This window comes from Caulobacter ginsengisoli (assembly GCF_030814835.1).
Lineage (GTDB): Bacteria > Pseudomonadota > Alphaproteobacteria > Caulobacterales > Caulobacteraceae > Caulobacter > Caulobacter ginsengisoli.
This window is the reverse complement of the sequence record NZ_JAUSVS010000019.1, coordinates 1-22,125: the sequence shown is the minus strand read 5'-3', so window position 1 is coordinate 22,125 and position 22,125 is coordinate 1. Positions and strand designations below refer to the sequence as shown.

The following is a 22,125-nucleotide window of genomic DNA, read 5'->3' as shown; positions in this document are numbered from 1 at the left end:
AGGGGTGGTGGTGTGCGCTCGGTGTCAGGGGATAAGCTCAGGGTGGCGTGGTCGCCTCCCCGAGTGCTTCCGGAAACGCACTGCCACCACCACCATCCCCGCCCTTCCTCCATCGAGGAGGAAGGGAGAAGGAAGGCTAGGCCCCGATAAACCCGACGATCTTCTTCACCTCGGCCAGGGTCGCCTCGGCGATGGGAGAGGCCCGCTCGGCGCCGTCCTTGAGGATGGCGTCGATCTGGGCCGGGTCGTCCATGAAGCCGCGCATGGCCGCCGTCACCGGGCCCAGCGAGGCCACCGCCAGGTCGGCCAGAGCCGGCTTGAAGGTCCCGAACCCCTTGCCGGCGAACTCGGCCAGCACGTCGGCCTTGGTCCGGCCCGAGAGGGCGGCGAAAATACCCACCAGGTTGTCGGCCTCGGGGCGCTTTGCCAGTTCGTCCAGGGTTTCCGGCAGCGGCTCGGGATCGGTGCGGGCCTTGCGGACCTTCTGGGCGATGGCGTCGGCGTCGTCGGTCAGGTTGATGCGGCTGTAGTCCGACGGATCGGACTTGCTCATCTTGGCCGAACCGTCGCGCAGGGACATGATCCGCGCGCCCGGCCCCTGGGTCATGGGTTCGGGCAGGGGGAAGAAGCCCGGCCGGTCGTAGTCGTGGTTGAACTTGGCCGCGATGTCCCGGGTCAGCTCCAGGTGCTGGCGCTGGTCCTCGCCGACCGGCACCTGGGTGGCCTTGTAGGCCAGGATGTCGGCGGCCTGCAGCACCGGGTAGGTGTAGAGGCCCACGCTCGAGCGCTCCTTGTGCTTGCCGCTCTTCTCCTTGAACTGGGTCATGCGGTCGAGCCAGCCCAGGCGCGCCACGCAGTTGAAGATCCAGGCCAGCTCGGCATGGGCGCGGACCTGGCTCTGCGGGAAGATGGCCGCGACCTTGGGATCCAGCCCCGAGGCCAGGTAGGCGGCGGCGATCTCGCGGGTCTGGGCGGCCAGCAGGGCCGGCTCCTGCCAGGCGGTGATGGCGTGCAGGTCGGCCACGAAGATGAAGGTCGGGATCTCGTGCTGCAGGCGGCTGAACTTGATCAGGGCGCCCAGATAGTTGCCCAGGTGCAGGGCCCCGGAGGGCTGCACGCCGGAAAGCACGCGCTGGGGGCCGGCATAGACGGCGGTGTCTTCGGTCATCGGATAAGGCTTTGCGTCAGAAGTCGAAATCGAGGCGAGCATCGGCGCCCGCCGGTTCAGCGGATCAGGCCGGGCGGCGCCATCGCGCAGGGGGGTGTCCGGGCAAAGTCATGGCCTGCGATCTAAATCCAAGCGCGCTGAAGAGCAAGGCTCAGGCCTTGCGGCGGCGCAGGACGGTGCGGATTTCGGCCAGGGTGACGCCGCCAAAGCCCAGCAGGAACAGCGGATAGGTGGCCATGCCGATCAGCCCGGCCCCGATCACCGCGATCTCCTTGGCCCCGAATTTGTGGAAGGCCACGCCCTTGAGGGCCTCGATGATCGGGAGGCGGTAATAGTTCAGGACCATCAGCACGACGGCCATGCCGGCGCTGGCGGCAAATACCCGCAGGATCTTGCCGATCGCCTTGGCGCTGGGATGGTAGATGCCCTTCCTGTTCAGGGCCCAGGCCATCTGGCCGACATTGATCCAGCTGGCCAGCGCCGTGGCGGCGGCGATGCCCTGGAAGCCGATCAGCTTGAAGAGGGCCACCCCCGCCAGGATGTTCACCGCCACCGAGATCAGGGCGAAGCGCATCGGGCTCTTGGTGTCGCCCCGGGCGAAGAAGATCGGGTTCATGATCCGGGCCAGCACGAAGGCGGGGGTGCCGATGCCGTAGAACAGCAGCGCCTTGGCGGTCTGCTCGGCGTCGACGAAGGTGAAGTCGCCGCGGGTGTAGAGGCCGTCGATCAGGAACAGCGGCATGGCCACCAGGGCGGCGGCGGCCGGCAAGGTCAGGGCCAGGCCGAACACGAAGGCCTGGTCGGTGGTGGCCTGGACGTCGGCCTTGTCGTCGGCCTGCAGCGAGGCGGCCAGGCGCGGCAGCAGGGCCACCCCGATGGCGACGCCCACCAGGCCCAGCGGCAGCTGGTAGAAGCGGTCGGCGATGTTCAGCCAGGAGCGGGGGCCGTTGGTGTGGGTCAGGGAGACCAGGCTCTGGGAGACGAAGACATTGATCTGGGTGGCGCTGGCGGCGATGGCGCCGGGGACGGCGAGCGCGATCAGCGCCTTGACGTCGGCGGTCAGGCTGGGCCAGCGCAGCTTGATCCTGGCCCCGGTCTTCCAGCAGCCCCACCACAGCAGGGCCGCCTGGGCGATGCCGGCCGCCACGATGGCCCAGGTGGCGGCGAAGGCGGCATTGTTGGCCCCATGCGCGGGCAGCACCGCCGCCAGCATCACCAGGTTCAGCACGATGGGCGCCGCGCCCGAGAGGATGAAGCGGCCATGGGCGTTGAGCACGCCTGACAAGAGGGCGGTGATGGCCATGCAGGGCAGGTACGGCATGCTGATCTGGGTCAGCACGATGGCCAGCTTGAACTTGACCGGATCGCTCGCGTAGCCGGGATTGATGCCGTACATCAGCCAGGGCATGGCCAGCTGGGCGGCGACGCAGATGACCAGGGTGATGGCGGCGAGCGCCGCCAGGGCCTCGGCCGCCAGGATGTCGGCCTTCTCCTCGCCGTTGGCCGCCAAGCTCTTGGTGTAGCTGGGGATGAAGGCGGCCGAGAAGGCCCCCTCGGCGAAGATGCGCCGGAACAGGTTGGGGAAGGACAGGGCCGTATAATAGGCGTCGGCCGCCGGCCCCGAACTGGCCCCCAGCCGGGCGGTGATCACCAGGTCGCGGGCCAGGCCGGCGAACCGGCTGACCAGGGTCAGGCCGGAAAAGATCAGCGAGGACCGCAGCAGCCCGGCCCGCTTGCGGGGGGGCTCGGTGGCGGGCTGGGCGGGGAGGCTGTCGGTGGGGTCGCTCACCCCGCGCTTCTGCGCGCGGTCGGGAGGACGGTCAAGGCGGCGAAAAGCGCCTGTTTCGTCATCCGCGCCAGGTGGGCGGCGGCGGGTGCGGCGACGGGGGTAATTTCGGTGACAGTTTACTTTATCCGCTACGGGCCAGATCACGGCTGGCGGTGATCCAAGGGCGAATAAAGTAAACTGTCACCGAAATGGCCGCGCCTGACGCTACTCCCGCCCCTCCCGGTCCGCCCGGATCTGCCTGGGCCCCCGCCCCGTCTGCTGCTTGATGAAGCGGGAGAAGGCGCTGGCCCCCGAAAAGCCCAGCAGGTCGGCGATCTGGGTCATCGAGAGGTCGCTGTCCATGATGTAGCGGCGGGCGGTGTCCAAGCGGGCCTTGTCGACCAGCTGCTGGAACGTGGCGCCCTCGTCGGTCAGCCGGGCCTGCAGGGTGCGGGGGGCGACGCCCATCTCGGCCGCCACGGTGGCCAGGTCGAAGCGGCCGGCCGGCAGCAGGGCGCGCAGGGTCAGGTCGGTGCGCTCGGCGGCGTCGCGGCGGGTCAGGGCCCGCTTGGCGTCCAGGTCGCGGCGCAGGGTCTGGTTCAGCCGCCTGGAGGCCGAGCGCAGCGGCTTGGCGGCGCTGGGCCCATCGATGACGATGGCGTTGCGGTCCTGGTTGAACAGCACCATGTCGCCGAACTGGGCCCGGTGGCTGCGGATGTCGCGGGGCCCGGCATGGCGCAGCTGCACCGCCTGCGGTCGCCAGGCCGGCCCCAGCATCTTCTGGATCTCCTGGCAGATGATGGCGAAGGAGAGCTCGACCACCTGCACCTGGCTGCCCTCGCCGTCCAGCCGCATGTCGAAACAGACGGCCAATGCCCCCTGCCGCTCCTCGACCAGATGCAGCACGGCGGTGGTGACATAGAAGTCGAAGGCGCTGACCACCTCGGTCAGGGCGGCCCGGACGGTGCCGGCCGTGCGGGCCAGCACCCACAGCGGGCTGAGCAGGTGGGCGCCCTGCCGCTGGGCCAGCCGCAGGCCGAAATCGCGGGTTTTCAGAGATGTGGCGGCCAGCTCGAACAGGCCCGTCACCTGGTCGCCGGTCAGCATGACGTCCGGCCCGCGCAGCGCCTCGGGCGGAATGGCCAGCCGGGTGGCCAGACTTGAGGGGTCGCCGCCCAGATCCTCGATCAGGCCGGCGCAGCCCGTCAGGGCGATACTGGATACAAACCCTGACGCCATAAGGCCCTGCAGAAATGCCACACTGCGCGATCGGTCAAATTCGGCGCGCCCGATGTCAACTTACCTCGCACAAAACCCTCTAGGTGACCACGGTTAAGTTGCGGCTGATAACCTTGCCTGAACAGGGTTCTCCCAACAGCCGCGAGGGGAGGAAACAATGAGACATTCACTGCACCTGCGCAGCCTGCTCGCCATTGGCGTTTCGACTGCTGCTCTACTGGGCGCCGCGGCGCCGGCCCTGGCCCAGGACGCGCCTGCGGCCGACGACGGCACCACCGTTGCCGACGTCATCGTCACGGCCCAGAAGAAGGAAGAAGCCCTTCAGGACGTGCCGATCGCGGTGTCGGCGTTCAGCCAGCAGTCGCTGGAGAAGCAGAAGATCGACGGCGGTCCCAACCTGGTGACGGCCATCCCGAACGTGAACTTCTCCAAGGGGAACTTCACCGGCTACAACTTCCAGATCCGCGGCGTCGGCTCCAAGCTGGTGGCCGGCTCGGGGGACGCCGGCACCGGCATCCACCTGAACAACGCGCCCCTGACCGCCAACAACCTGTTCGAGTCGGAATTCTTCGACGTTGAGCGGGTGGAAGTGCTGCGCGGCCCGCAGGGCACCCTCTACGGCCGCAACGCCACCGGCGGCGTGGTCAACATCATCACCGCCAAGCCGGTGATGAACGACTTCTCGGCCTTGGCCAAGGTCGAGTACGGCAACTACAACTCGCTGAAGCTGAAGGGGATGATCAACGTCCCGATCGGCGACGACCTGGCCCTGCGCGTGGCGGCCGTGTCGCTGACCCGCGATGGCTACGGCAAAAATCTCATCACCAAGCACGACATCGACGACCGCTCGCTGTGGGACGTGCGGGCCACCCTGGCCTGGCAGCCGAGCGACAGCTTCAAGGCGTCGCTGATGTATGACCACTTCGACGAGGACGACAGCCGCTCGCGCATCGGCCGCCAGTTCTGCGACAAGGACACCGGCCCGACCAGCGTCGGCGGCGTCGGCCTGTTCCCGGTGGGCGTCATCGCCAGCGTCGAACGGGGCTTTCTCAGCCAGGGCTGCAAGAACACCTCGCTCTATGCGCCCGGCGTCTCGACCGGCACCCTGAACAGCCAGGCCACCCTGGGCGGTCTGTTCGGCGCCCTGACCGGCCTGCAGACCGGCGACGCCTATGCCGGCCAGAGCCAGACCAAGAACATCCGCGACATCCAGTCGGTCTCGGACCCGATCTACCAGTCCTCGACGGATATCTATGAATTCAACATCGACTGGGACCTGACCGACGATCTGAAGCTGACCTCGCTGACCTCGTACTCGACCCTGAACCTGTTCACCCGGACCGACTACACCCGCGTGGTTCCCAACTCGACGTTCAACGTCGCGCCCAACCCGGTCAACGCGATCGCCTCGGCCGTCCAGGCCGGCGTGTGCGCCTCGCTCCTGCAGGCGCGCAACTGTCCCGCCGGCGCCGGCGTCTATAATGGCATCTATGCCGGCCTGTTCCCTGGCGGCGTGGTCAACGACCCGCAGGTCGGCGCGCAGAACCGCTTCACCACCTTCGACATCTCGTCGGCGGACACCAAGCAGTTCACCCAGGAACTGCGCCTGCAGTCGGACTTCGACGGGCCGATCAACTTCAACGTCGGCGGCATCTACCTGGACTACAAGGCCACCGGCGACTACTACGTGATGTTCAACACCGGCACCGCCTTTGTCGGCGTCAACAACTTCCTGAACACCGGCTCGGTCAACTGCGCGGCCGCGACGCCGGGCTGCACCTTCATCGATCCGAACAGCAATCCGAACCGCAGCGGTCACAACTACTATGACAGCTACGGCCCCTATCACCTGAAGTCGCGCGCCGCCTTCGGCGAGGTCTACTGGAAGCTGACCGACACCTTCAAGATCACCGGCGGCCTGCGCTACACCGACGACTCCAAGTCGGTGGAGAACCACGCCGTGACGCTGAACACCCCCGGGGGCGGCGTCGGGGCCCCGCCGACCGGCCAGCCGCCGCTGCTGAAGGTGCGCTTCCAGGAGTTCACCGGCCGCCTGGGCTTCGACTGGAAGCTGACCGACGACAGCCTGCTCTATGCCTTCTATTCCAAAGGCTACAAGGCCGGCGGCGTCAATCCGGCCTGTTCGGCGACGGTCGGCTGTCCGCCGGCGTCCTTCGCGCCCGAGTTCGTCAACAGCTTTGAAATCGGCTCGAAGAACACCTTCCTGGACGGCAGCCTGCTGCTCAACGTCACCGGCTTCTACTATGACTACAAGGGCTACCAGGTCTCCAAGATCGTCAACCGCACCTCGATCAACGAGAACATCGACGCCAAGATCAAGGGCCTGGAAATCGAGACCATCTGGAATCCGGTCCGCAACCTGCGCCTGAACGCCAATATCGGCTATCTTGACACCGAGATCGTCAACGGCAGCTCGATCGATACCCTGAACCGGACCCAGGACAATCCCGCCCTGACCCTGGTGAAGTCGAGCTCGGCGTCCAACTGCGTGGTGTCCACCGCCGCTCTCTCCAACTTCATGAGCATCTTCAACGCCCAGACGCCGGTCATCCCGGTGGCCGGCGATGCGCTCAATCCGCCGAGCGTTCGGCCGCTCAACGTGTTCGACTTCCTGGGCATCTGCTCGGGTTCGTTCGCGGCGTTCGGCCTGAACCCGACGGACGGTGTGGCGGTCTCGCTGAAGGGTAAGGAACTGCCCAACTCGCCGCCCTGGACCGCTTCGTTCGGCGCTCAGTACACCTGGGACTTCGGCGACTGGTCGACGACGCTGCGCGGTGACTACTACAAGCAGGCCGACAGCTTTGCCCGCATCTACAACAGCGACGCGGACAAGATCAAAGGCTGGCAGAACCTCAACTTCACCCTGACGGTGGCCAACCCGGGCGCCGGTCTGATCATCGACGCCTTCGTCAAGAATGCGACGGACGAAGAGGCGATCACCGATACCTACCTGACCGACGACAGCTCGGGCCTGTATCGCAACGCCTTCTACTCCGAGCCGCGCACCTACGGCGTCGCGATCAGCAAGCGCTTCTAAGGTCCTTGGCTGAAAGGCCTGCCCCCGAGGGGCGGGCCCGACGCCGCACAAGTTTCCTCGGCGACGCTGTAGTTTCCTCTCCACGTCGTCTACCTGGCCGCGGTCCCCACAGGGTCCGCGGCCAATTTTTTATTCCTCGCCCTTTGGGCGAGGTGGCGGCGAAGCCGACGGAGTGGGTCTTAGGAACACACGGTGTTTCAGGATCGAGCACTGTCGGAGTGGGCGTGCTTGAAGCTCTGTGTGCTCCTCAGAGCCCACTCCACCACTTCGTGGTCCCCCTCGCCCAACGGGCGAGGAATTTCGCGCATGCTTATCTGGCCACGCTCGCCCGGGCCCGTTCCAGCCGGCGGGAATTCACATGCGCCTCGCCCGCTTCCAGCACCTCGGTCAGCGCCGTCTTCAGCGCCGCGATGCGCCTGGCGTCGGTGAGTTTTCCGCCGTCCAGGGTCTGGACATAGAAGGCGTCGACCGCCCGCTCGCCATAGCTGTCGATATGGGCCGAATGGATGGAGAGGCCGGCTTCCGAGAGGGTGCGGGCCAGGGCTTCCAGCAGGCCCGGCCGGTCGCGGCCGGAGGCCTCGACCACGGTGGCCTCGCCCGAGGCTTCGTTGTCCAGCATCACCGTGGGGGTGATGGTGAAGGCTGCCGAGCGGGAGGTGTCGGCCTTGCGGGTCTCGAACACCGGGGTCTCGCCCCGGCCGGCCGCTTCCAGGGCGTCGGCCAGCCGGCGCAGGGTGCGGGGGTTTTCGGCGCCGTAGGGGGCGCCGCTGGAATCCTGGACGTGGAAGACGTCCAGCGCCTGGCCCTGGGCCGAGGTGAAGACCCGCGCCCCCACCACGTTGCCGCCCAGGCCCGACAGCACCAGGGAAAGGTCGGCGAAGAGGCCCCGGCGGTCCTTGGCGGCGATGACCACCTCGGCGGCGTTGCGCTGGGCGCTGATCTGGGCCTCGGCCGCCGCGCCGCCCTGCAAGGCGGCGCGGCGCGCCAAGGCCGCATGCGCTGCAAGTTCCGTGGGCGAGAAGGCGGTGAAATAGGCGTCCTCCATCGAGGCGGCCCAGCCCTGGGCGGTGACATCCTGGGCGACCAGCGCCTCTCTGGCGACCTCGGCCAGGGCCGACTGCTGGCGGCGCACGGCGGCGGCGGGGTCGGAGCCGCGGCCGCCGCGGAAGATGGCTTCGGTCGCCCCATAGAGCTCGCGCAGCAGCTGGCCCTTCCAGCCGTTCCAGACGCCCGGACCCACGGCGCGGATATCGGCCACGGTCAGCACCAGCAGCAATCGCAGCCGCTCGGGGTTCTCGACGATGGCGGCGAAGGCGGCGACGGTGGCCGGGTCGGTGACGTCGCGCTTCTGGGCGTAGTCGCTCATCACCAGGTGATGCTCGACCAGCCAGGCGATCAGGGCCACCTGGGTGCGGTCGACCCCCAGCCGCTCGCAGGCCTGGCGGGCCGAGCGGGCCCCGGCCTTCTCCTGGCCGCCGACCAGGCCCTTGCCGGTGTCGTGCAGCAGCATGGCCAGGAACAGGCTCTCGCGGTCGTCGATCAGCGGCAGGATGGCGGTCGACAGCGGGTGCTCGTCGGTATGGCGGCCATTGGCGATGTCGCAGATCACCCCCACGGCCCGCAGGGTGTGCTCATCCACCGTGTAGGAGTGGTACATGTTGAACTGCATCTGGCCGACCACCCGGCCGAACTCCGGCACGAACCGGCCCAGCACCCCGGCCTCGTTCATCAGGGTCAGGGTGCGGTAGGTGTTGCGGCCCCGGGCCAGGATGTCGAGGAAGGCCCGGGCCGCTTCCGGATCGCGGCGCACGGCGGCGGTGATCAGGTTGAGGCTGAGCGTGATGGCGGTGAAGGCGTCCGGGTGGATGTCCAGGTCGCGCTCGTCGGCGGTGCGGAAGAGGCGGATCAGGTCGACGGGGTCTCTGGCGAACACTTCCGGCCCATCGACGGTCAGACGGCCGGCCTCCTCGTGGAAGCCGGGAATGTCGAGGGCCTTGCGTTTCACCCTGCCCTGGCCGGGCAGGAAGCGGGAAAGGCCCCTGGGCTCCTTCTTGAGGTGCTCGGCCTCCAGCCGGGCCGACATCACCCGGGTGAGCGAGCCGACCTCGCGGGCGATCAGGAAGTAGCGGCGCATGAAGCGCTCGACGGCCGGATTGTCGGCCCGGTCGCCATAGCCCATGCGGCGGGCGATCTCGGGCTGCAGGTCGAAGGTCAGCCGCTCCTCGGGTCGGCCGGTGGCGAAATGCAGGTGGGCGCGCACGGCGTGCAGGAAGTCGAAGGCGCGGACGAAGGCGCGCACCTCGTGGGCCTGGAACTGGCTGAGGCGGAAGACGTCCTCGGGCTTTTCGACCGGGTGGAGATACTCGGCGATCCACATCAGGGTGTGCAGGTCGCGCAGGCCGCCCTTGCCCTCCTTGACGTTGGGCTCGACCATGTAGCGGCTGGCGTCGGCCCGGCCGTGGCGGTCGTCGCGCTCCTTGAGCTTGGCGGCCACGAACTCGGCCCCGGTGCCGCGCACCACGTCATGGAAGAAGCGCTTCTTCAGATCGGTCGCCAGCTTCTCGTCGCCGGTCAGCATGCGCGCTTCCAGCAGCGAGGTGCGGATGGTGAAGTCTTCCTTCGAAAGGCGCACGCATTCCTCGATGGTGCGCGAGGCGTGGCCGACCTTGAAGCCCAGGTCCCACAGGGCATAGAGCATGAACTCGATGACGCTCTCGGCGTGGGCGGTCTGCTTGTAGGGGCGCAGGAAGAGCAGATCGAGGTCGCTGAAGGGCGACAGCACCCCCCGGCCATAGCCCCCCACCGCCAGCAGGCAGAGCCGCTCGCCCTCGGTCGGGTTGCGGGCCCGGAACACGTGGACGGTGGTGAAGTCATAGAGGGCGGTGACCACCTCGTCGGTGACGCCACAGAGCAGCCGCGCCGTCTCCAGCCCGCCCGCCCCGTTCTCCAGCCGCTCCTTGGCGATCATCCGGCCGCGGAACAGCGCCTGCTTGAGAATGGCCAGGGCCCCGGCCCGCTGCTCGGCCTCGTTGCCCAGCGAGTCGAGGGCGGCGGCGGACAGGCGGGCGCGCAGGGCCTGGCCGTCGACGACATGTTCCAGGCGGGTGGGGCGAAGGCGAGGGGGCATGGTCCTTATGTGCGCTGCAACACGGAGCGGCGCAACGGGGCCCCGCCGGGTTGTGGCCACTTGCCGGCGCCCAAGGCATGGCGGACAGTCCGCGCAACGGAGGGGAGACGACCATGCGCCTGGCGATCACGGCGGCCATCCTGACCCTGCTGGCGGCGGGCGCGGCGAGAGCCGTCCCGCCGCCCATCCCCACGCCGGCGCCGGACGCGGCGACGACCGCCCAGGTCCTGCAGAAGCTCACCGAAGGCCTGACGCCGGAATCGGGCGGCGGCCCCAACGTCTTCAGCTTCCGGGCGGCGCCGCGGCTGATGGCCGATACCGGCCTGTGCCGCCGAACCCACCTGCGCGTGTTCCTGTCGCCGGCGCCGGCGGGTGAGGCCCTGGGCGAGGTCACGTCGTTCAGCACGAGCAGCGACTTTGTCGCCCTGGCCGACCACCCTGGAGCGGCCAGTTGCGCCGATCTGGACACGCCCGGCGTCGTCTATTTCTGGGGATCCCTGGGCGATGACTACGCGGTCGACGGCTACCGCCTGTTCAAGCGGATGCAGGCCGAGCTGCCAGGGAGCGGTTTCAAGCTATCGTGCGCCGAGGTCCCGGCGGACCGCTGCGCGGCCCAGCTGGCGGACCTGAGTTCGGCCGCCATCTCCATGGTCCAGCCCTGCCGGCCGCTGGCGGCGGCGGCGGTGAAGCTGGCCTGCTACCATTTCTATGTCGGTCAGCTGGACGTGGCGATCCATGTCAGCGGGGATCGGATCACCTGGGTCGAACTGTTCCGTGGGCCGGTGGTCTGATGGTTCCTAGAGAGGGAAGCGGCAATCGGCAAATGTCCGCCCAACCTAGCCCATCCCCTTCAGCCGCTTGATGCGGAAATAGAGGACCGGCGCGCCGATGACGACGTAGAGCGCCAGGACAAAGGTCAGGAAGACGCCGAGCGATCCGCCGCCCTTCTCCCGTTCCGTGGCGCAGAATCGCCGGGCCGACAGCCAGAGCAGGACGAAGAAGGCGCCGACCGAACCCGCCACGACAACGGTCAGGGCCTGACCGACACCGGCCGCCATGGACGCCGGCGCGTAGAGGTCCCGGTTCATGTTCAGCAGCACGGCGACGGCGAAAACGCCGGGCGCGGCGAAGGCCAGGGTGCGGACGAGGTCGGACCGCCGCGGCGTTGCGGCGGTCTGCGCCAGCTGCGCCGCCCACAGGCAATGCCAGGCCATGACCGCCGTCAATCCGGCCGAGGCGTAGTACCAGGACCACGGCCAGCCCATCACTGTCGGCTCCACGCTCAGGGCCGTCAGCAACACATAGACCACCACAAACGTCACCGGCCTTAGGGGCAGCTGCATCAACTCAGTCCTTTCAGACGATACAGCGCCTCAAGCGCCTCGCGCGGGCTCATGCCGTCGACGTCCAGGGCCTTGAGGGCTTCCTCGACCGGGCTGGGGCCGCGCCTCACCGGCTGCGGGGCGGCGGCTTCGAAGAGGGGCAGGCCTTCGAGGCGGACGGGGCTGTGGCTTTCGGTTTCCAGGCGCTCCAGCACCTGGCGGGCGCGGGCCACCACGACGGGGGGGACGCCGGCCAGCTTGGCGACCTGGACGCCGTAGCTGCGGTCGGCGGGGCCGGGGCCGGCTTCGTGCAGGAAGACCAGGTCGCCGTTCCATTCCTTGGCCTTGAGGGAAAGGTTGGCGACGTGGGCCAGGCGTTCCTCGAGCACGGCGAGCTCATGGTAGTGGGTGGCGAACAGGGCGCGGCAGCGGTTGGTGTCGTGCAGGGCCTCGGCAGCCGCCCAGGCGATGGCCAGGCCGTCCCAGGTGGCGGTGCCCCGGCCGATCTCGTCGAGAATGACCAGCGAGCGCGGGGTGGCCTGGGTCAGGATGGCGGCGGTCTCGACCATCTCGGCCATGAAGGTCGAGCGGCCGCGCGCCAGGTCGTCGCCGGCCCCCACGCGGCTGAACAGGCGATCGACCACACCCAGCTTCAGGGAGCGGGCGGGAACGTAGCTGCCGGCCTGGGCGAGGACCGCCAGCAGGGCGTTCTGGCGCAGGAAGGTGGATTTACCCGCCATGTTGGGGCCGGTGACGATGGCCAGGCGCGGGCCGGTCTCGCCCGAACCGTCCAGGCAGCAGTCGTTGGGGGTGAAGGGATCGCCGGCCCGCTTGACGGCGGCCTCCACGACGCTGTGGCGGGCGCCCTCAGCGGAGAAACAGAGGCTCTTGTCGATCTGCGGGCGGACGGCGTTGGCGTCCTCGGCCCATTCGGCGAGGCCCGCGTCGACGTCCAGGGTGGCCAGGGCCCGGGCGGCGGCCTGGATGGCCGTGGCCTGGTCGCAGGCGGCCTGGCGCCAGGCCTCGAAGGTTTCCAGCTCGATGGCCAGGGCCCGCTCGCCGGCCTGGGCGATGCGGGCGTCGAGGTCGGCCAGCTCGACGGTGGTGAAGCGGACCTGGCTGGCCAGGGTCTGGCGGTGGATGAAGGTGGCGTTGAGCGGGGCCTGGAACAGGGGGTCGGCCTTGTTGGCCGTGGTCTCGACGAAATAGCCCAGCACGGCGTTGTGGCGGATCTTCAGCGGCACGCCGCTCTCGGCGGCGAGGCGGCCCTCGAGGGCGGCGATCACCCGGCGGCTGTCGTCGCGCAGGGCGCGGGCCTCGTCGAGCGGGGCGCGGACGCCGGGGGCCACGAAGCCGCCGTCACGGGCCTGGGCCGGCAGGTCGGGGCCAAGGCCGGTGTCGAGCAGGGCGAGGAGTTCGCTCAAGGCGCCGGACTGTGAGGGGTCGGCGGCGGTGAGGGCGGCCTCGATCTCGGCGGGGGTTTCGGCCAGGGGGCGGTTCTCGCCGGCGGCCAGGGCGGCGATGGCCTCGCCGGACTTCAGGCCCTGGACCAGCGTGCCGAGGTCACGGGGGCCGCCGCGTCCCAGGGCCAGGCGCGACAGGGCGCGGGCCATGTCGCCGGCGCCTTTCAGGGCCTCGCGCAGGGTCTCGCGCAGGCGGCGGCGCTCGACGAACCACTGCACCGCGTCCAGCCGGGCCTCGATGGCGGCGGGGTCGAGCAGGGGGCGGCCCAGTCTTGCCGCGAGGAGGCGCGAGCCGGCCCCGGTGACGGTGCGGTCGATGCAGCCCAGCAGGCTGCCCTCGCGCTGGCCCGACAGGGTGCGCTCGATCTCCAGGCTGGCCCGGGTGGCCGGGTCGATGGCCATCACGTCGGCCTCGCCGGCCCGGCGGGGCGGGGAGAGGACCGGGATCCTGCCGGCCTGGGTCATCTCCAGATGGGCGGCGATCAGGCCGAGCGCGGCGACCTCCGCGCCCGCCAGGCCGCCGAAGCCGTCCAGGGTGTCGACGCCGTAGAGCCGCTTGACCCGCGCCTCGGAGGCGGAGGGCTCGGCCAGGGCGGCGGCCATGGGCTGGACGACGCCGCCGGCGGCCTTGAGGGCGGTGTTGACGGTCTCGTCGGCGAACAGGCGGTCGGGGACCAGGATCTCGCTGGGCTGCAGCCCGGCCAGGGCGGCGGCCAGGCCGGCGGGGGTGGTCAGCAGGCATTCCACCTCGCCGGTGGAGAGCTCGACGCTGGCCACGGCGGCCTGGCCGGCGCGCAGGGCAATGGCGGCCAGGCGGTTGGCGCCCCGGGCGTCCAGCAGGCCGTCCTCGGTCAAGGTGCCGGGGGTGACGATGCGCACGACATCGCGGTGGACGATGGACTTGGAGCCGCGCTTGCGGGCCTCGGCAGGGTTTTCCATCTGCTCGCAGACGGCGACCTTGAAGCCGGCGCGGATCAGCTTGGCGAGGTAGGCCTCGGCGGCGTGGACCGGCACCCCGGCCATGGGGATGGGCTGGCCGCCATGCGTGCCCCGGAAGGTCTGGGCGATGCCGAGCGCCGCGGCGGCGCGGATCGCGTCTTCGAAGAACAGCTCGTAGAAGTCGCCCATGCGGAAGAAGACCAGGGCGTCGGGCTGCCGCGCCTTGGCCTCGAAATACTGCGCCATGACGGGGGTGGCGCCGGCCGGGTCGATGGCGGGTGAGGCGTTCATTGGCGGTGAGGCTATAGGGGCATTTGGGCGGGGAGCAAGGTCCGCGCCCTACGAGCCCCCTTCTGCCCTTCCGGCCACTTCCCCCAGAGAGGAAGCGCCAGGGGCTGGCGCCCCTACTGCGTCAGCTTCTGCACCAGTCCCAAAAAACCATCGAACTTCGCCCCCCCGAACTCGACGCCCAGGGCGTAGCAGACCGGGCCGGGGTCGGCGACGGGTTGGTGGACGAAGCCGGGGCGGCCGATGTTGACGTCGCCGGGGCCGTAGCGGCGATGGCCGTCCTGGAAGCTGCCGGTCAGGACCAGGGTGTATTCGTCGCCCAGATGGTCGTGGCTGCCGACCCCGGCGCCGGGCTCGATGCGAAACAGGATGGTCTTGCCCTCGCCGCCGGTGGGGATTTCCAGGCGGCGCAGGCCGGGGCCGGTGAACAGCCAGCGGCCGCCGGCCTGCATGGCGGCATAGACGACCTCGCGGATCGGGTCGGGCAAGGTGGTCAGTTCGCCGAGATAGCGGCCGGCGGCCTTGGCGGCGCCCGCCTTGTGGGCGCGCTCGTCGATCGCTTCCAGCTGGTCGATGCGGGCCAGGACCTGGTCGGCGGCGTCGGGGGCGAGGGGGGCGGTCGCCTCGGTTTCCAGGAAGGCGGCGGCGAGATCGTCGCCGGGCCGCGGGGGCTCTTCACGGATCGCCGCGGCGGCGGCGGCCATGAGCCGAAGGCCCGGATCGCTTTCCGGGTCTCTCAGTTCGGCCAGATGGGGTCCTAGCGGGGTCATTGGGATCTTGTCTCCACTAGGCGATATGGATCGAACCGCCCGGGGGTCAAGCCAATTGGCAGAGAGGGTGTCAGGGATGCGGTCAAAGGTCGCTCTCCAGATAGCCCTGGAGCGGGCCGCGCAGCTTGCCGAAGGCCAGCCGCAGCCGCGATTTCACCGTGCCCAGGGCCAGGCCGGTGCGTTCGGCGATTTCGGAATGGGTGAGGTCCTCGTAGAAATGGGCCCGCACCAGTTCGCGCTGCTCGGGCGGCAGTTCGGCCAGGGCCTGGGCCACTCGGATCTGGCGCTGGTCGGCGTCGAGGGCCGCGTCGGGCGGGGCTTCGGCGACGGGGGCGAGGGCCGGATCGTGCTCGTCGAGCTGGGCGGTGCGGTCGCGGCGGAAGAGGTCGATGCGGCGGTTGCGGGCGATGCGGAACACCCAGGTGGCGACGCTGCCCTGGGCGCGGTCGAAGGTCGCCGCCTTGCGCCAGACGGTGACCATCACCTCCTGGGCCAGCTCCTCCGCCCGCCCCGATTCCAGGCCCAGCCGGATCAGATAGCCCTTCAGCCGGGGGGCAAAATGCTCGAACAGGGCGCGGAAAGCCGCGCGGTCGCCGTTGACGGCGATGCGTTGCATGAGGTCCGCCAGCAGCGTCCTCTCATCCAGCTGGGTTGCCCCCGTCTGGGTCACTCTTAAGCGTCCTCTCGGCCCCGAACGAAGTAATGTAGAGCACCGTGCGCGTTCGCCCACAATTTCGGCGATAATTTCTGCGAATAGGGTTGAGGGGTGAATTTTGGCGAGTGGGCCGCCATCTGCTATGACCCCCGCCCAAGCCGTCCCGGACACCATCTTGACCGCCACCCTCGACCTTTCCCGCGCCCGTATCGCGACACCCGCCCCGAACCTCACCGGCCTCACCCGGCCCGAGCTGGCGGCGGCGCTGGTGGAGCATGGCGTGGTCGAGCCCGCCAAGGCGAAGATGCGGGCCAGCCAGCTGTGGCGCTGGATGCATCATTTCGGGCACACCGACTTCGAGCGGATGACCGATATCGACAAGGATACCCGCACCCGGCTGGCCGCGACCTTCAGCCTGGCCCGGCCCGAGGTGGTCGAGCGGCAGGTCTCCAAGGACGGCACGCGCAAGTGGCTGATCCGCACGGCCCCGGGCATCGAGATCGAGACCGTCTACATCCCCGATGTCGGCCGGGCCGGGGCGCTCTGTGTGTCGAGCCAGGTCGGCTGCACGCTGAACTGCACCTTCTGCCACACCGGCACCCAGGCCCTGGTGCGCAACCTGACCGCCGCCGAGATCGTGGCCCAGGTGCAGGTGGCCAAGGACGACCTGGAGGAATGGCCCGTCCCCAAGGAGGGCCGGCGGCTCTCCAACGTGGTGTTCATGGGCATGGGCGAGCCGCTCTACAATCTGGACGCCGTTTCCAAGGCCATGCACATCGTCAGCGACAACGAGGGCATTTCGCTGTCGCGCCGGCGGATCACCGTCTCGACCTCCGGCGTGGTCCCGGAGCTGCAGGCCCTGGGCGAGAAGACCCAGGCCATGCTGGCCATCTCGCTGCACGCCACCAACGACGAACTGCGCGACGAGTTGGTGCCGCTGAACAGGAAGTACAATATCGAGACCCTGATGGCCGGCATCCGGGCCTATCCGGGGCTGTCGAACGCGCGGCGGGTGACGTTCGAATACGTCATGCTCAAGGGCGTCAACGACAGCCCGGCCGAGGCCAAGGCCCTGGTGCGGCTGCTGAAAGGCATCCCGGCCAAGATCAACCTGATCCCGTTCAATCCCTGGCCCGGCAGCCCGTACGAATGCTCGAGCTGGTCGACGATCGAGGCCTTCGCGGCGATCCTGAACCGCGCGGGCTACGCCTCGCCGATCAGGACGCCGCGCGGGCGGGACATCCTGGCGGCCTGCGGGCAGCTTAGGTCGGAGAGCGAGAAGGTGCGGGCGTCAGTGCGGCGCAAGGCGGCGGTCGAGGCGGAGGCCTAAGGTCGCTTGGTTGTGGCGGCGGTTCTGGCTTTTAGGATTTCACCACGAACAACACGAACAACACGAACAGGTCGGCGCTCTCCCGCGTCCTTCCGGCCGAAGGCCTGTCGTGATTCAGAGACCCTTCGGGTCATCCACGGGTTTGGCTCGGACGGTTCGTGTTGTTCGTGTTGTTCGTGGTGAACCCTTAGGATCGCGGCCAACTCTCCCAACGCCTGAACCCTGTCCCCCCACGCGCAGAGCATGTTAGGCAGGGACTCATCGAAGTTCTCGGACCGCCCGCCCATGCCGCCACAGTTTCAGTCGCCTGAAGTCAGCGCCTTCGCCACGGCCATCTTCTTCATCCTGCGCGACTACGGCCTGACCGTCCTGCTGCTGCTGCTGGGGGTGGTCTCCTACGGGCTGCTGTCGCCGCACAAGGACATCGAGCATATCCGCGAGGGCAATACCGCCGCGGCCCTGTCCTATGGGGCGGTGGTGCTGGGCCTGGCCATTCCGTTGGCGGCGCAGATGGCCCCCTCGACCTCGCCGGTCGACATCATCATCTATGGGGTGGCGGCCATGGCCATCCAGCTGCTGGTGTTCAGGCTGGTCATCGACATCCTGCTGCTGCGCGGCCTGCCCCAGCGGGTGCAGGAGGGCGATATCGGCGCGGCCGGGGTGCTGGCCGCCGCCAAGCTGGCCACCTCGCTGATCTTCGCCGCCGCGCTTGCCGGCTAGAGTTGGGATGCACTATCCCCGCCTGCCCGACTGGCTGATCTATCTGGCCGTGGTGCTGGGGCTGATCCTGGCCGCGCTAAGCCGCCAGGAGCGGGCCGACGCCCCGCCGGCCCCGCCGCCGATCCCGGGCGAGGCCAGCGTGCCGCTGGGGCCCAGCTCGCCCTTCCTGTCCGGCCGGGTGGTGGCCGTGCCCAATCCCGACGGGCCGGGGGCCGGCACCGCCTTTTCCGTCGCCGACACCGGGGTGTGGATCACCGCCCGCCATGTGGTCGACGGCTGCGGCCAGGTGGCGGTGGTGGTGGCCCAAGGCCGGGGCGTGGTCGCCCAGGTGCTGGCCAGCCCCGACAACGACGCGGCCCTGCTGATCACCGAGGGCGGATCGACCGCCCTGCCGGTGCTGGACATGAGCGTTCTGGGCACCCTCAAGCGCGGCATGCGCGGCTATCATCCGGGCTTTCCGCAGGGCCAGCCCGGCGAGGTGGCCTCGCGCTTCCTGGGGACCGACCGGCTGGTGGTCGGCGGCCGGGGGGGCCGGCCCCAGCCGGTGCTGGTCTGGGCCGAGGTCGGCCGCACCAGCGGGCTGAAAGGGCCGCTGGCCGGCCTCTCCGGCGCGCCGGTGTTGGACGCCACCGGAAGGGTGATCGGGGTGACGGTGGCCGAGGCCCCGCGCCGGGGCCGCATCTACACCACCGACCCCTCGGCCATTGTCGAGCTGATGGTCAAGGCCGGCCGCATCGGCGCCCGCTACGCCCCGGGCGAGGCGATCAACACCGAGAACTACGGCCGCGCCGCCGACGGCCTGCGCCGGGACCTGCGGGTGGCTCAGGTGGTCTGCACGGGCTGAGCCATTCGGCATTCACGGGTAGCCTCGCCTGCAGCCCCAACCCCAATACCGTCATGGCCGGCCGAAGTGCCGGCCACCCATGAACTCGGTGTATCAAGAAGGTCCTCGGCCAGGCCCGCAGCCAACCTTCATGGCCTGTGATTATGGGTGGCCGGGACGAGCCCGGCCATGACGGTTGAAAAGGGGGGGGCCCCAACAACCGAGATCGGTTGGACCTAGGCGGCGGCCTCAGCCTCCTGCCGGGCGATCATCTTGCCGTGCGCCCGGGCCAGGATCAGGAACAGGATCAGGGCTGGCACCCCCACCAGCCCCGCCCCGATGAAGAAGATGGCGTAGGCCGGCATCAGGCCGTGGGCCGGGGTGAGGCCCTCGACCACCGCCCCGGAGAAGCCCTTCAGGAACTTGCCCAGGATGGCGTAGGTCGAGGACAGCAGGGCGTACTGGGTGGCCGTATAGCCCAGGCCCGTCAGGCTGGACATGTAGGTGACCAGGGCCACCCCGGCATAGGCCATGGCGAAGTTGTCGCCGGCCATCACCGCGTTGAACACGATCCAGTCGCCGCCGGTATAGGCCAGGATGGCGAAGGCGGCGACGGCGATGGGCTGCAGGATGGCCCCGATGATCAGGGTCGGGAAGAAGCCCAGACGGATGGCGCTGAACCCCCCCACGGCGATGCCGATCAGGGCCGCGGCCAGGCCCGTGGTGCCCCGCACCAGGGCCACCATGTCCTTGGTCAGCCCCAGGTCATGATAATAGGGGTTGGCCATCGGTCCCATGACGAAGTCGGGGATACGGTAGAGGGCCACCGCCAGCAGCATCAGGACACCCAGTTCGCGATGGGTCTTGAAGAAGGCGATGAATGGCCCGATGACCGAGTCGAACAGGCCGCGCGGCGTCCAGAGCGGGGCCTTGGCGGCCAGCACCGATTCCGCCTGGGCCGGCTCCATGGCCCTGAAGCTGGCGAAGATGGCGATGGTCATGGCCGCGGCGGCCAGGCCGTAGGAGAGGTTCCAGCCGAAATGCTGGGCCGAGGCCAGGATCAGGGCGTCGGTGGCCAGCAGGGCGGCGCGGTAGCCCAGCTGGTAGGCCGAGGAGAGCAGGCCCAGTTCCTCGCTGTCGTCGGCGGCCTCGATCCGCCAGGCGTCGACGACGATGTCCTGGGTGGCCGAGGAAAACGCCACCACCAGGGCGAAGGCCCCGACCAGGGCCAAGCCCGCGCCGGGCCCGCTCACCGCCATGGCCAGCAGGCCCAGCGCCACCAGGATCTGCGAGAAGATCATCCAGCTGCGCCGGCGGCCGAACCAGAAGCCCAGGACCGGCGCGTCGATGCGGTCGACCAGCGGCGCCCAGAGATATTTGAAGGAATAGGCCAGGCCGACCCAGGACAGGAAGCCGATGGCCTTGAGGGTCGTCCCCTCCTCCCGCAGCCAGTAGCCGAAGGTGTTGCCGGTGAGCAGGAAGGGCAGGCCCGAACCGAAGCCCAGGGCCAGCATCACCGCCACCTTGGGCTGGCGCAGTTGGGCCAGAACCTCCAGGGTCGTGCGTTTGCGGGGCTTGGCCGCCGCGGGAGTGGTGGACGCCTCGCTCATGCCTGCTGCCTGCGTCTCGCGACGCCTCCCCGTAAAATCAGGAGGCGAGCTTGGCTTGTGTCGTCTCCCGCGTCCAGCCGGCAGAGGTCCCGGAGTCCGTCCAGCGGGCCAGGGCGGCGCGCAGGGCCGCGTGGGTCAGGGGCTTGACCAGAAAGTCGTCCATGCCGGCGGCCAGGCAGGCCCGGCGGTCGTCCTCGAAGGCGTCGGCGGTGAGGGCGACGATGGGGGTGATGACGCCGCGCTGGCGCAGTTCCCGGGTGGCCTCCATGCCGTTCAGGCCCGGCATGCGCAGGTCCATCAGCACCAGGTCGTAGGAGGTCGCCGACAGGGCGGCCAGGCATTCCAGCCCGCTGGCGACGCGCTCGACATGGCAGCCTTCTCGCTCGAGCAGGGCGCGGGCCAGGAGCGCGTTGATCGGGTTGTCCTCGGCCAGCAGCACCCGCACGCCCGGGGCGGCGGCCTCGGCGATGCGGTCGTCCTGGACGGCGGCCTGCTTGCCCTTGGCGTCGGGGCGCAGGGCGGCCAGCACCCGCTCGGCCAGGGAGGCGCTGCGCAGGGGCTTGATCAGGAAGCCGGCGAACCCGGCCTTGCGGCGGCGGGGGATGCGGTCGCGCTGGTCGGGGCGCAGCAGCACCAGGGCGGTGCGGCCCTCCGGCGGGGCGGGCGGGCGCTTGCCGTCGCCGCAGTCCTGGTCGATCAGCAGCACGGCGGCAGGGTCGGTCAGGGCGGCCAGCTCGGCGGGCGTCGCGGCCGTGATGGCGGTTCCCCCGCAGGCGGCGATCTGGCGGGCGGCGGCCTCGCGGACCACGGGGCTGGGCGAGGCGACCCCGACGGTCAGGCCCGTCAGCGGCTGTTCGACGGGCGCGGGCCCGGCGCCCTCCTCAAGGATTGGGGGGAAGTCGGCCTCGAACCAGAAGTCGGCGCCCTCGCCGGGTGTTCCGCCGACGCCCATGCGGGCGTTCATGGCCGCGCCCAGCCGGCTGACGATGGCCAGGCCCAGGCCCGCCCCGCCGACCGCCGCGCCGCCATGGATCGGGTCGGCGTGGACGAAGGCCTCGAAGATGCGCTGGCGGGCGGCCTCGGGCACGCCCGGGCCGCTGTCGGAGACGGTCAGGCGCAAGGCCCCGGCCTGGCCGGGCTCGGCGGTGATCAGCACCCCGCCGGTTTCTGTGAACTTCACCGCGTTGCCGACGAAGTTGAGCAGCACCTGCCGCAGCCGCCCCTCGTCGGCCAGGACCGGGGTCAGGCCCGGGGCGACGGCCCAGGCGATCTCGATGCCCTTTTCGTGGGCCCTGGGGCTCATCAACTCGCAGACCTGGCGCAGCAGGTTGTCGGCGCTCATCGGGGCGGCGTGCAGCTCGATCCGGCCGGCCCCGAGGCGGGCCAGGTCCAGCACGTCATTGACCAGGCTGAGCAGATGGTCGCCGCTCTCCTTGAGGGCCGCCACATAGGACCGCTGCTCGGCGGTCAGCGGCGTGCCGTCCAGCAGCCGCGCCATGCCGAGCACGCCGTTGAGGGGCGTGCGGAATTCGTGGCTCAGGGTGGCGAGCTGTTCGGGGGTGATGGCCTGGGCGTCGTTTTTCATCGGGGGAAAGACTACCCGTGGCGGCTTAACAGGCGGTCAAATCATGCCAACATCACCCCCGTCGTCATCCTAGGCCTTGTGCCTAGGATCCCGCTCCCAGCCGCACGCGCGGAAGGCCGTTGAGCCGTGCCAGCACAGCCTAACCTTTTGAATTTACAGCGAGCTGAACGCGGGATCCTAGGCACAAGTGTTCAGCCCGGGGACATAGCGGACACCTGTTCGGAGACATGGCTGACACTTTTCGATTGGGTCAAGTCGAT

Annotated in this window: 15 protein-coding genes; 5 read left to right on the top strand and 10 right to left on the bottom strand. The window is 69.5% G+C overall.

Annotated elements, in window-relative coordinates; translation table 11 throughout:
• Positions 1–136: 136 nt before the first annotated feature.
• The 3 genes from trpS to QO010_RS23915 all read right to left on the bottom strand — a co-directional run bounded on the left by trpS (position 137) and on the right by QO010_RS23915 (position 4,175).
• Complete coding sequence (gene trpS / locus QO010_RS23925) at positions 137–1,168, bottom strand: tryptophan--tRNA ligase (RefSeq protein ID WP_307353288.1); 1,032 nt, start codon at positions 1,166–1,168, stop codon at positions 137–139.
• 151 nt (positions 1,169–1,319) lie between these two features.
• A complete protein-coding gene (gene murJ / locus QO010_RS23920) occupies positions 1,320–2,957 on the bottom strand; it encodes a murein biosynthesis integral membrane protein MurJ (protein ID WP_307353287.1) in 1,638 nt (545 codons plus the stop codon).
• Between the two features lie 204 nt (positions 2,958–3,161).
• Entirely contained in the window at positions 3,162–4,175 is a 1,014-nt protein-coding gene (locus tag QO010_RS23915; RefSeq protein ID WP_307353286.1) for an AraC family transcriptional regulator, read from the bottom strand.
• Between the two features lie 157 nt (positions 4,176–4,332).
• Here QO010_RS23915 and QO010_RS23910 point away from each other — a divergent pair, with 157 nt between their 5' ends.
• Positions 4,333–7,233 carry a TonB-dependent receptor gene (locus tag QO010_RS23910; protein ID WP_307353285.1) on the top strand — a complete coding sequence of 967 codons (2,901 nt, stop codon included), beginning with the start codon at positions 4,333–4,335 and terminating at the stop codon, positions 7,231–7,233.
• Between the two features lie 310 nt (positions 7,234–7,543).
• On the opposite strand, the gene QO010_RS23905 is transcribed toward QO010_RS23910, so the two are convergent.
• Positions 7,544–10,360 carry a [protein-PII] uridylyltransferase gene (locus QO010_RS23905; RefSeq protein ID WP_307353283.1) on the bottom strand — a complete coding sequence of 939 codons (2,817 nt, stop codon included), beginning with the start codon at positions 10,358–10,360 and terminating at the stop codon, positions 7,544–7,546.
• Positions 10,361–10,473: 113 nt separating this feature from the next.
• Between QO010_RS23905 and QO010_RS23900 the strand changes: the two genes are divergently transcribed.
• On the top strand, positions 10,474–11,151 hold the full coding sequence (locus tag QO010_RS23900) for a hypothetical protein (RefSeq protein ID WP_307353282.1): 678 nt from the start codon (positions 10,474–10,476) through the stop codon (positions 11,149–11,151).
• A gap of 45 nt (positions 11,152–11,196) precedes the next feature.
• Here the strand turns inward: QO010_RS23900 and QO010_RS23895 are convergent, their stop codons facing one another.
• From QO010_RS23895 to QO010_RS23880, 4 genes are all read right to left on the bottom strand, one after another.
• Positions 11,197–11,703 carry a hypothetical protein gene (locus QO010_RS23895; RefSeq protein WP_307353280.1) on the bottom strand — a complete coding sequence of 169 codons (507 nt, stop codon included), beginning with the start codon at positions 11,701–11,703 and terminating at the stop codon, positions 11,197–11,199.
• A complete protein-coding gene (gene mutS, locus QO010_RS23890) occupies positions 11,703–14,375 on the bottom strand; it encodes a DNA mismatch repair protein MutS (protein ID WP_307353278.1) in 2,673 nt (890 codons plus the stop codon). The genes QO010_RS23895 and mutS overlap by 1 nt, the downstream gene beginning before the upstream one ends.
• Before the next feature lie 113 nt (positions 14,376–14,488).
• Positions 14,489–15,142, bottom strand: coding sequence for a cupin domain-containing protein (locus QO010_RS23885; protein WP_307353276.1), 654 nt, complete (start codon positions 15,140–15,142; stop codon positions 14,489–14,491).
• Between the two features lie 82 nt (positions 15,143–15,224).
• Positions 15,225–15,758, bottom strand: a complete 534-nt coding sequence (locus QO010_RS23880; protein ID WP_307353274.1) for a sigma-70 family RNA polymerase sigma factor — start codon at positions 15,756–15,758, stop codon at positions 15,225–15,227.
• A 214-nt stretch (positions 15,759–15,972) separates the two neighbouring features.
• Here QO010_RS23880 and rlmN point away from each other — a divergent pair, with 214 nt between their 5' ends.
• From rlmN to QO010_RS23865, 3 genes are all read left to right on the top strand, one after another.
• Complete coding sequence (gene rlmN / locus QO010_RS23875) at positions 15,973–17,127, top strand: dual-specificity RNA methyltransferase RlmN (RefSeq protein ID WP_307353289.1); 1,155 nt, start codon at positions 15,973–15,975, stop codon at positions 17,125–17,127.
• Positions 17,128–17,412: 285 nt separating this feature from the next.
• Complete coding sequence (locus QO010_RS23870) at positions 17,413–17,847, top strand: DUF350 domain-containing protein (protein ID WP_307353273.1); 435 nt, start codon at positions 17,413–17,415, stop codon at positions 17,845–17,847.
• Between the two features lie 7 nt (positions 17,848–17,854).
• Positions 17,855–18,691, top strand: coding sequence for a S1 family peptidase (locus tag QO010_RS23865; RefSeq protein WP_307353271.1), 837 nt, complete (start codon positions 17,855–17,857; stop codon positions 18,689–18,691).
• 215 nt (positions 18,692–18,906) lie between these two features.
• Here the strand turns inward: QO010_RS23865 and QO010_RS23860 are convergent, their stop codons facing one another.
• Positions 18,907–20,280, bottom strand: a complete 1,374-nt coding sequence (locus QO010_RS23860; protein ID WP_307353269.1) for an AmpG family muropeptide MFS transporter — start codon at positions 20,278–20,280, stop codon at positions 18,907–18,909.
• Between the two features lie 37 nt (positions 20,281–20,317).
• On the bottom strand, positions 20,318–21,865 hold the full coding sequence (locus QO010_RS23855) for a response regulator (protein ID WP_307353268.1): 1,548 nt from the start codon (positions 21,863–21,865) through the stop codon (positions 20,318–20,320).
• Between the last annotated feature and the right edge of the window lie 260 nt (positions 21,866–22,125).

What these genes read in the sequence shown, in the direction of transcription:
- QO010_RS23855 (WP_307353268.1), bottom strand. Translation starts at nt 21,865, where the DNA reads ATGAAAAACGACGCCCAGGCCATCACCCCCGAACAGCTCGCCACCCTG.
- QO010_RS23885 (WP_307353276.1), bottom strand. Translation starts at nt 15,142, where the DNA reads ATGACCCCGCTAGGACCCCATCTGGCCGAACTGAGAGACCCGGAAAGC.
- QO010_RS23900 (WP_307353282.1), top strand. Translation starts at nt 10,474, where the DNA reads ATGCGCCTGGCGATCACGGCGGCCATCCTGACCCTGCTGGCGGCGGGC.
- QO010_RS23880 (WP_307353274.1), bottom strand. Translation starts at nt 15,758, where the DNA reads ATGCAACGCATCGCCGTCAACGGCGACCGCGCGGCTTTCCGCGCCCTG.
- QO010_RS23860 (WP_307353269.1), bottom strand. Translation starts at nt 20,280, where the DNA reads ATGAGCGAGGCGTCCACCACTCCCGCGGCGGCCAAGCCCCGCAAACGC.
- trpS (WP_307353288.1), bottom strand. Translation starts at nt 1,168, where the DNA reads ATGACCGAAGACACCGCCGTCTATGCCGGCCCCCAGCGCGTGCTTTCC.
- QO010_RS23915 (WP_307353286.1), bottom strand. Translation starts at nt 4,175, where the DNA reads ATGGCGTCAGGGTTTGTATCCAGTATCGCCCTGACGGGCTGCGCCGGC.
- QO010_RS23865 (WP_307353271.1), top strand. Translation starts at nt 17,855, where the DNA reads ATGCACTATCCCCGCCTGCCCGACTGGCTGATCTATCTGGCCGTGGTG.
- QO010_RS23910 (WP_307353285.1), top strand. Translation starts at nt 4,333, where the DNA reads ATGAGACATTCACTGCACCTGCGCAGCCTGCTCGCCATTGGCGTTTCG.
- QO010_RS23895 (WP_307353280.1), bottom strand. Translation starts at nt 11,703, where the DNA reads ATGCAGCTGCCCCTAAGGCCGGTGACGTTTGTGGTGGTCTATGTGTTG.
- mutS (WP_307353278.1), bottom strand. Translation starts at nt 14,375, where the DNA reads ATGAACGCCTCACCCGCCATCGACCCGGCCGGCGCCACCCCCGTCATG.
- QO010_RS23870 (WP_307353273.1), top strand. Translation starts at nt 17,413, where the DNA reads ATGCCGCCACAGTTTCAGTCGCCTGAAGTCAGCGCCTTCGCCACGGCC.
- QO010_RS23905 (WP_307353283.1), bottom strand. Translation starts at nt 10,360, where the DNA reads ATGCCCCCTCGCCTTCGCCCCACCCGCCTGGAACATGTCGTCGACGGC.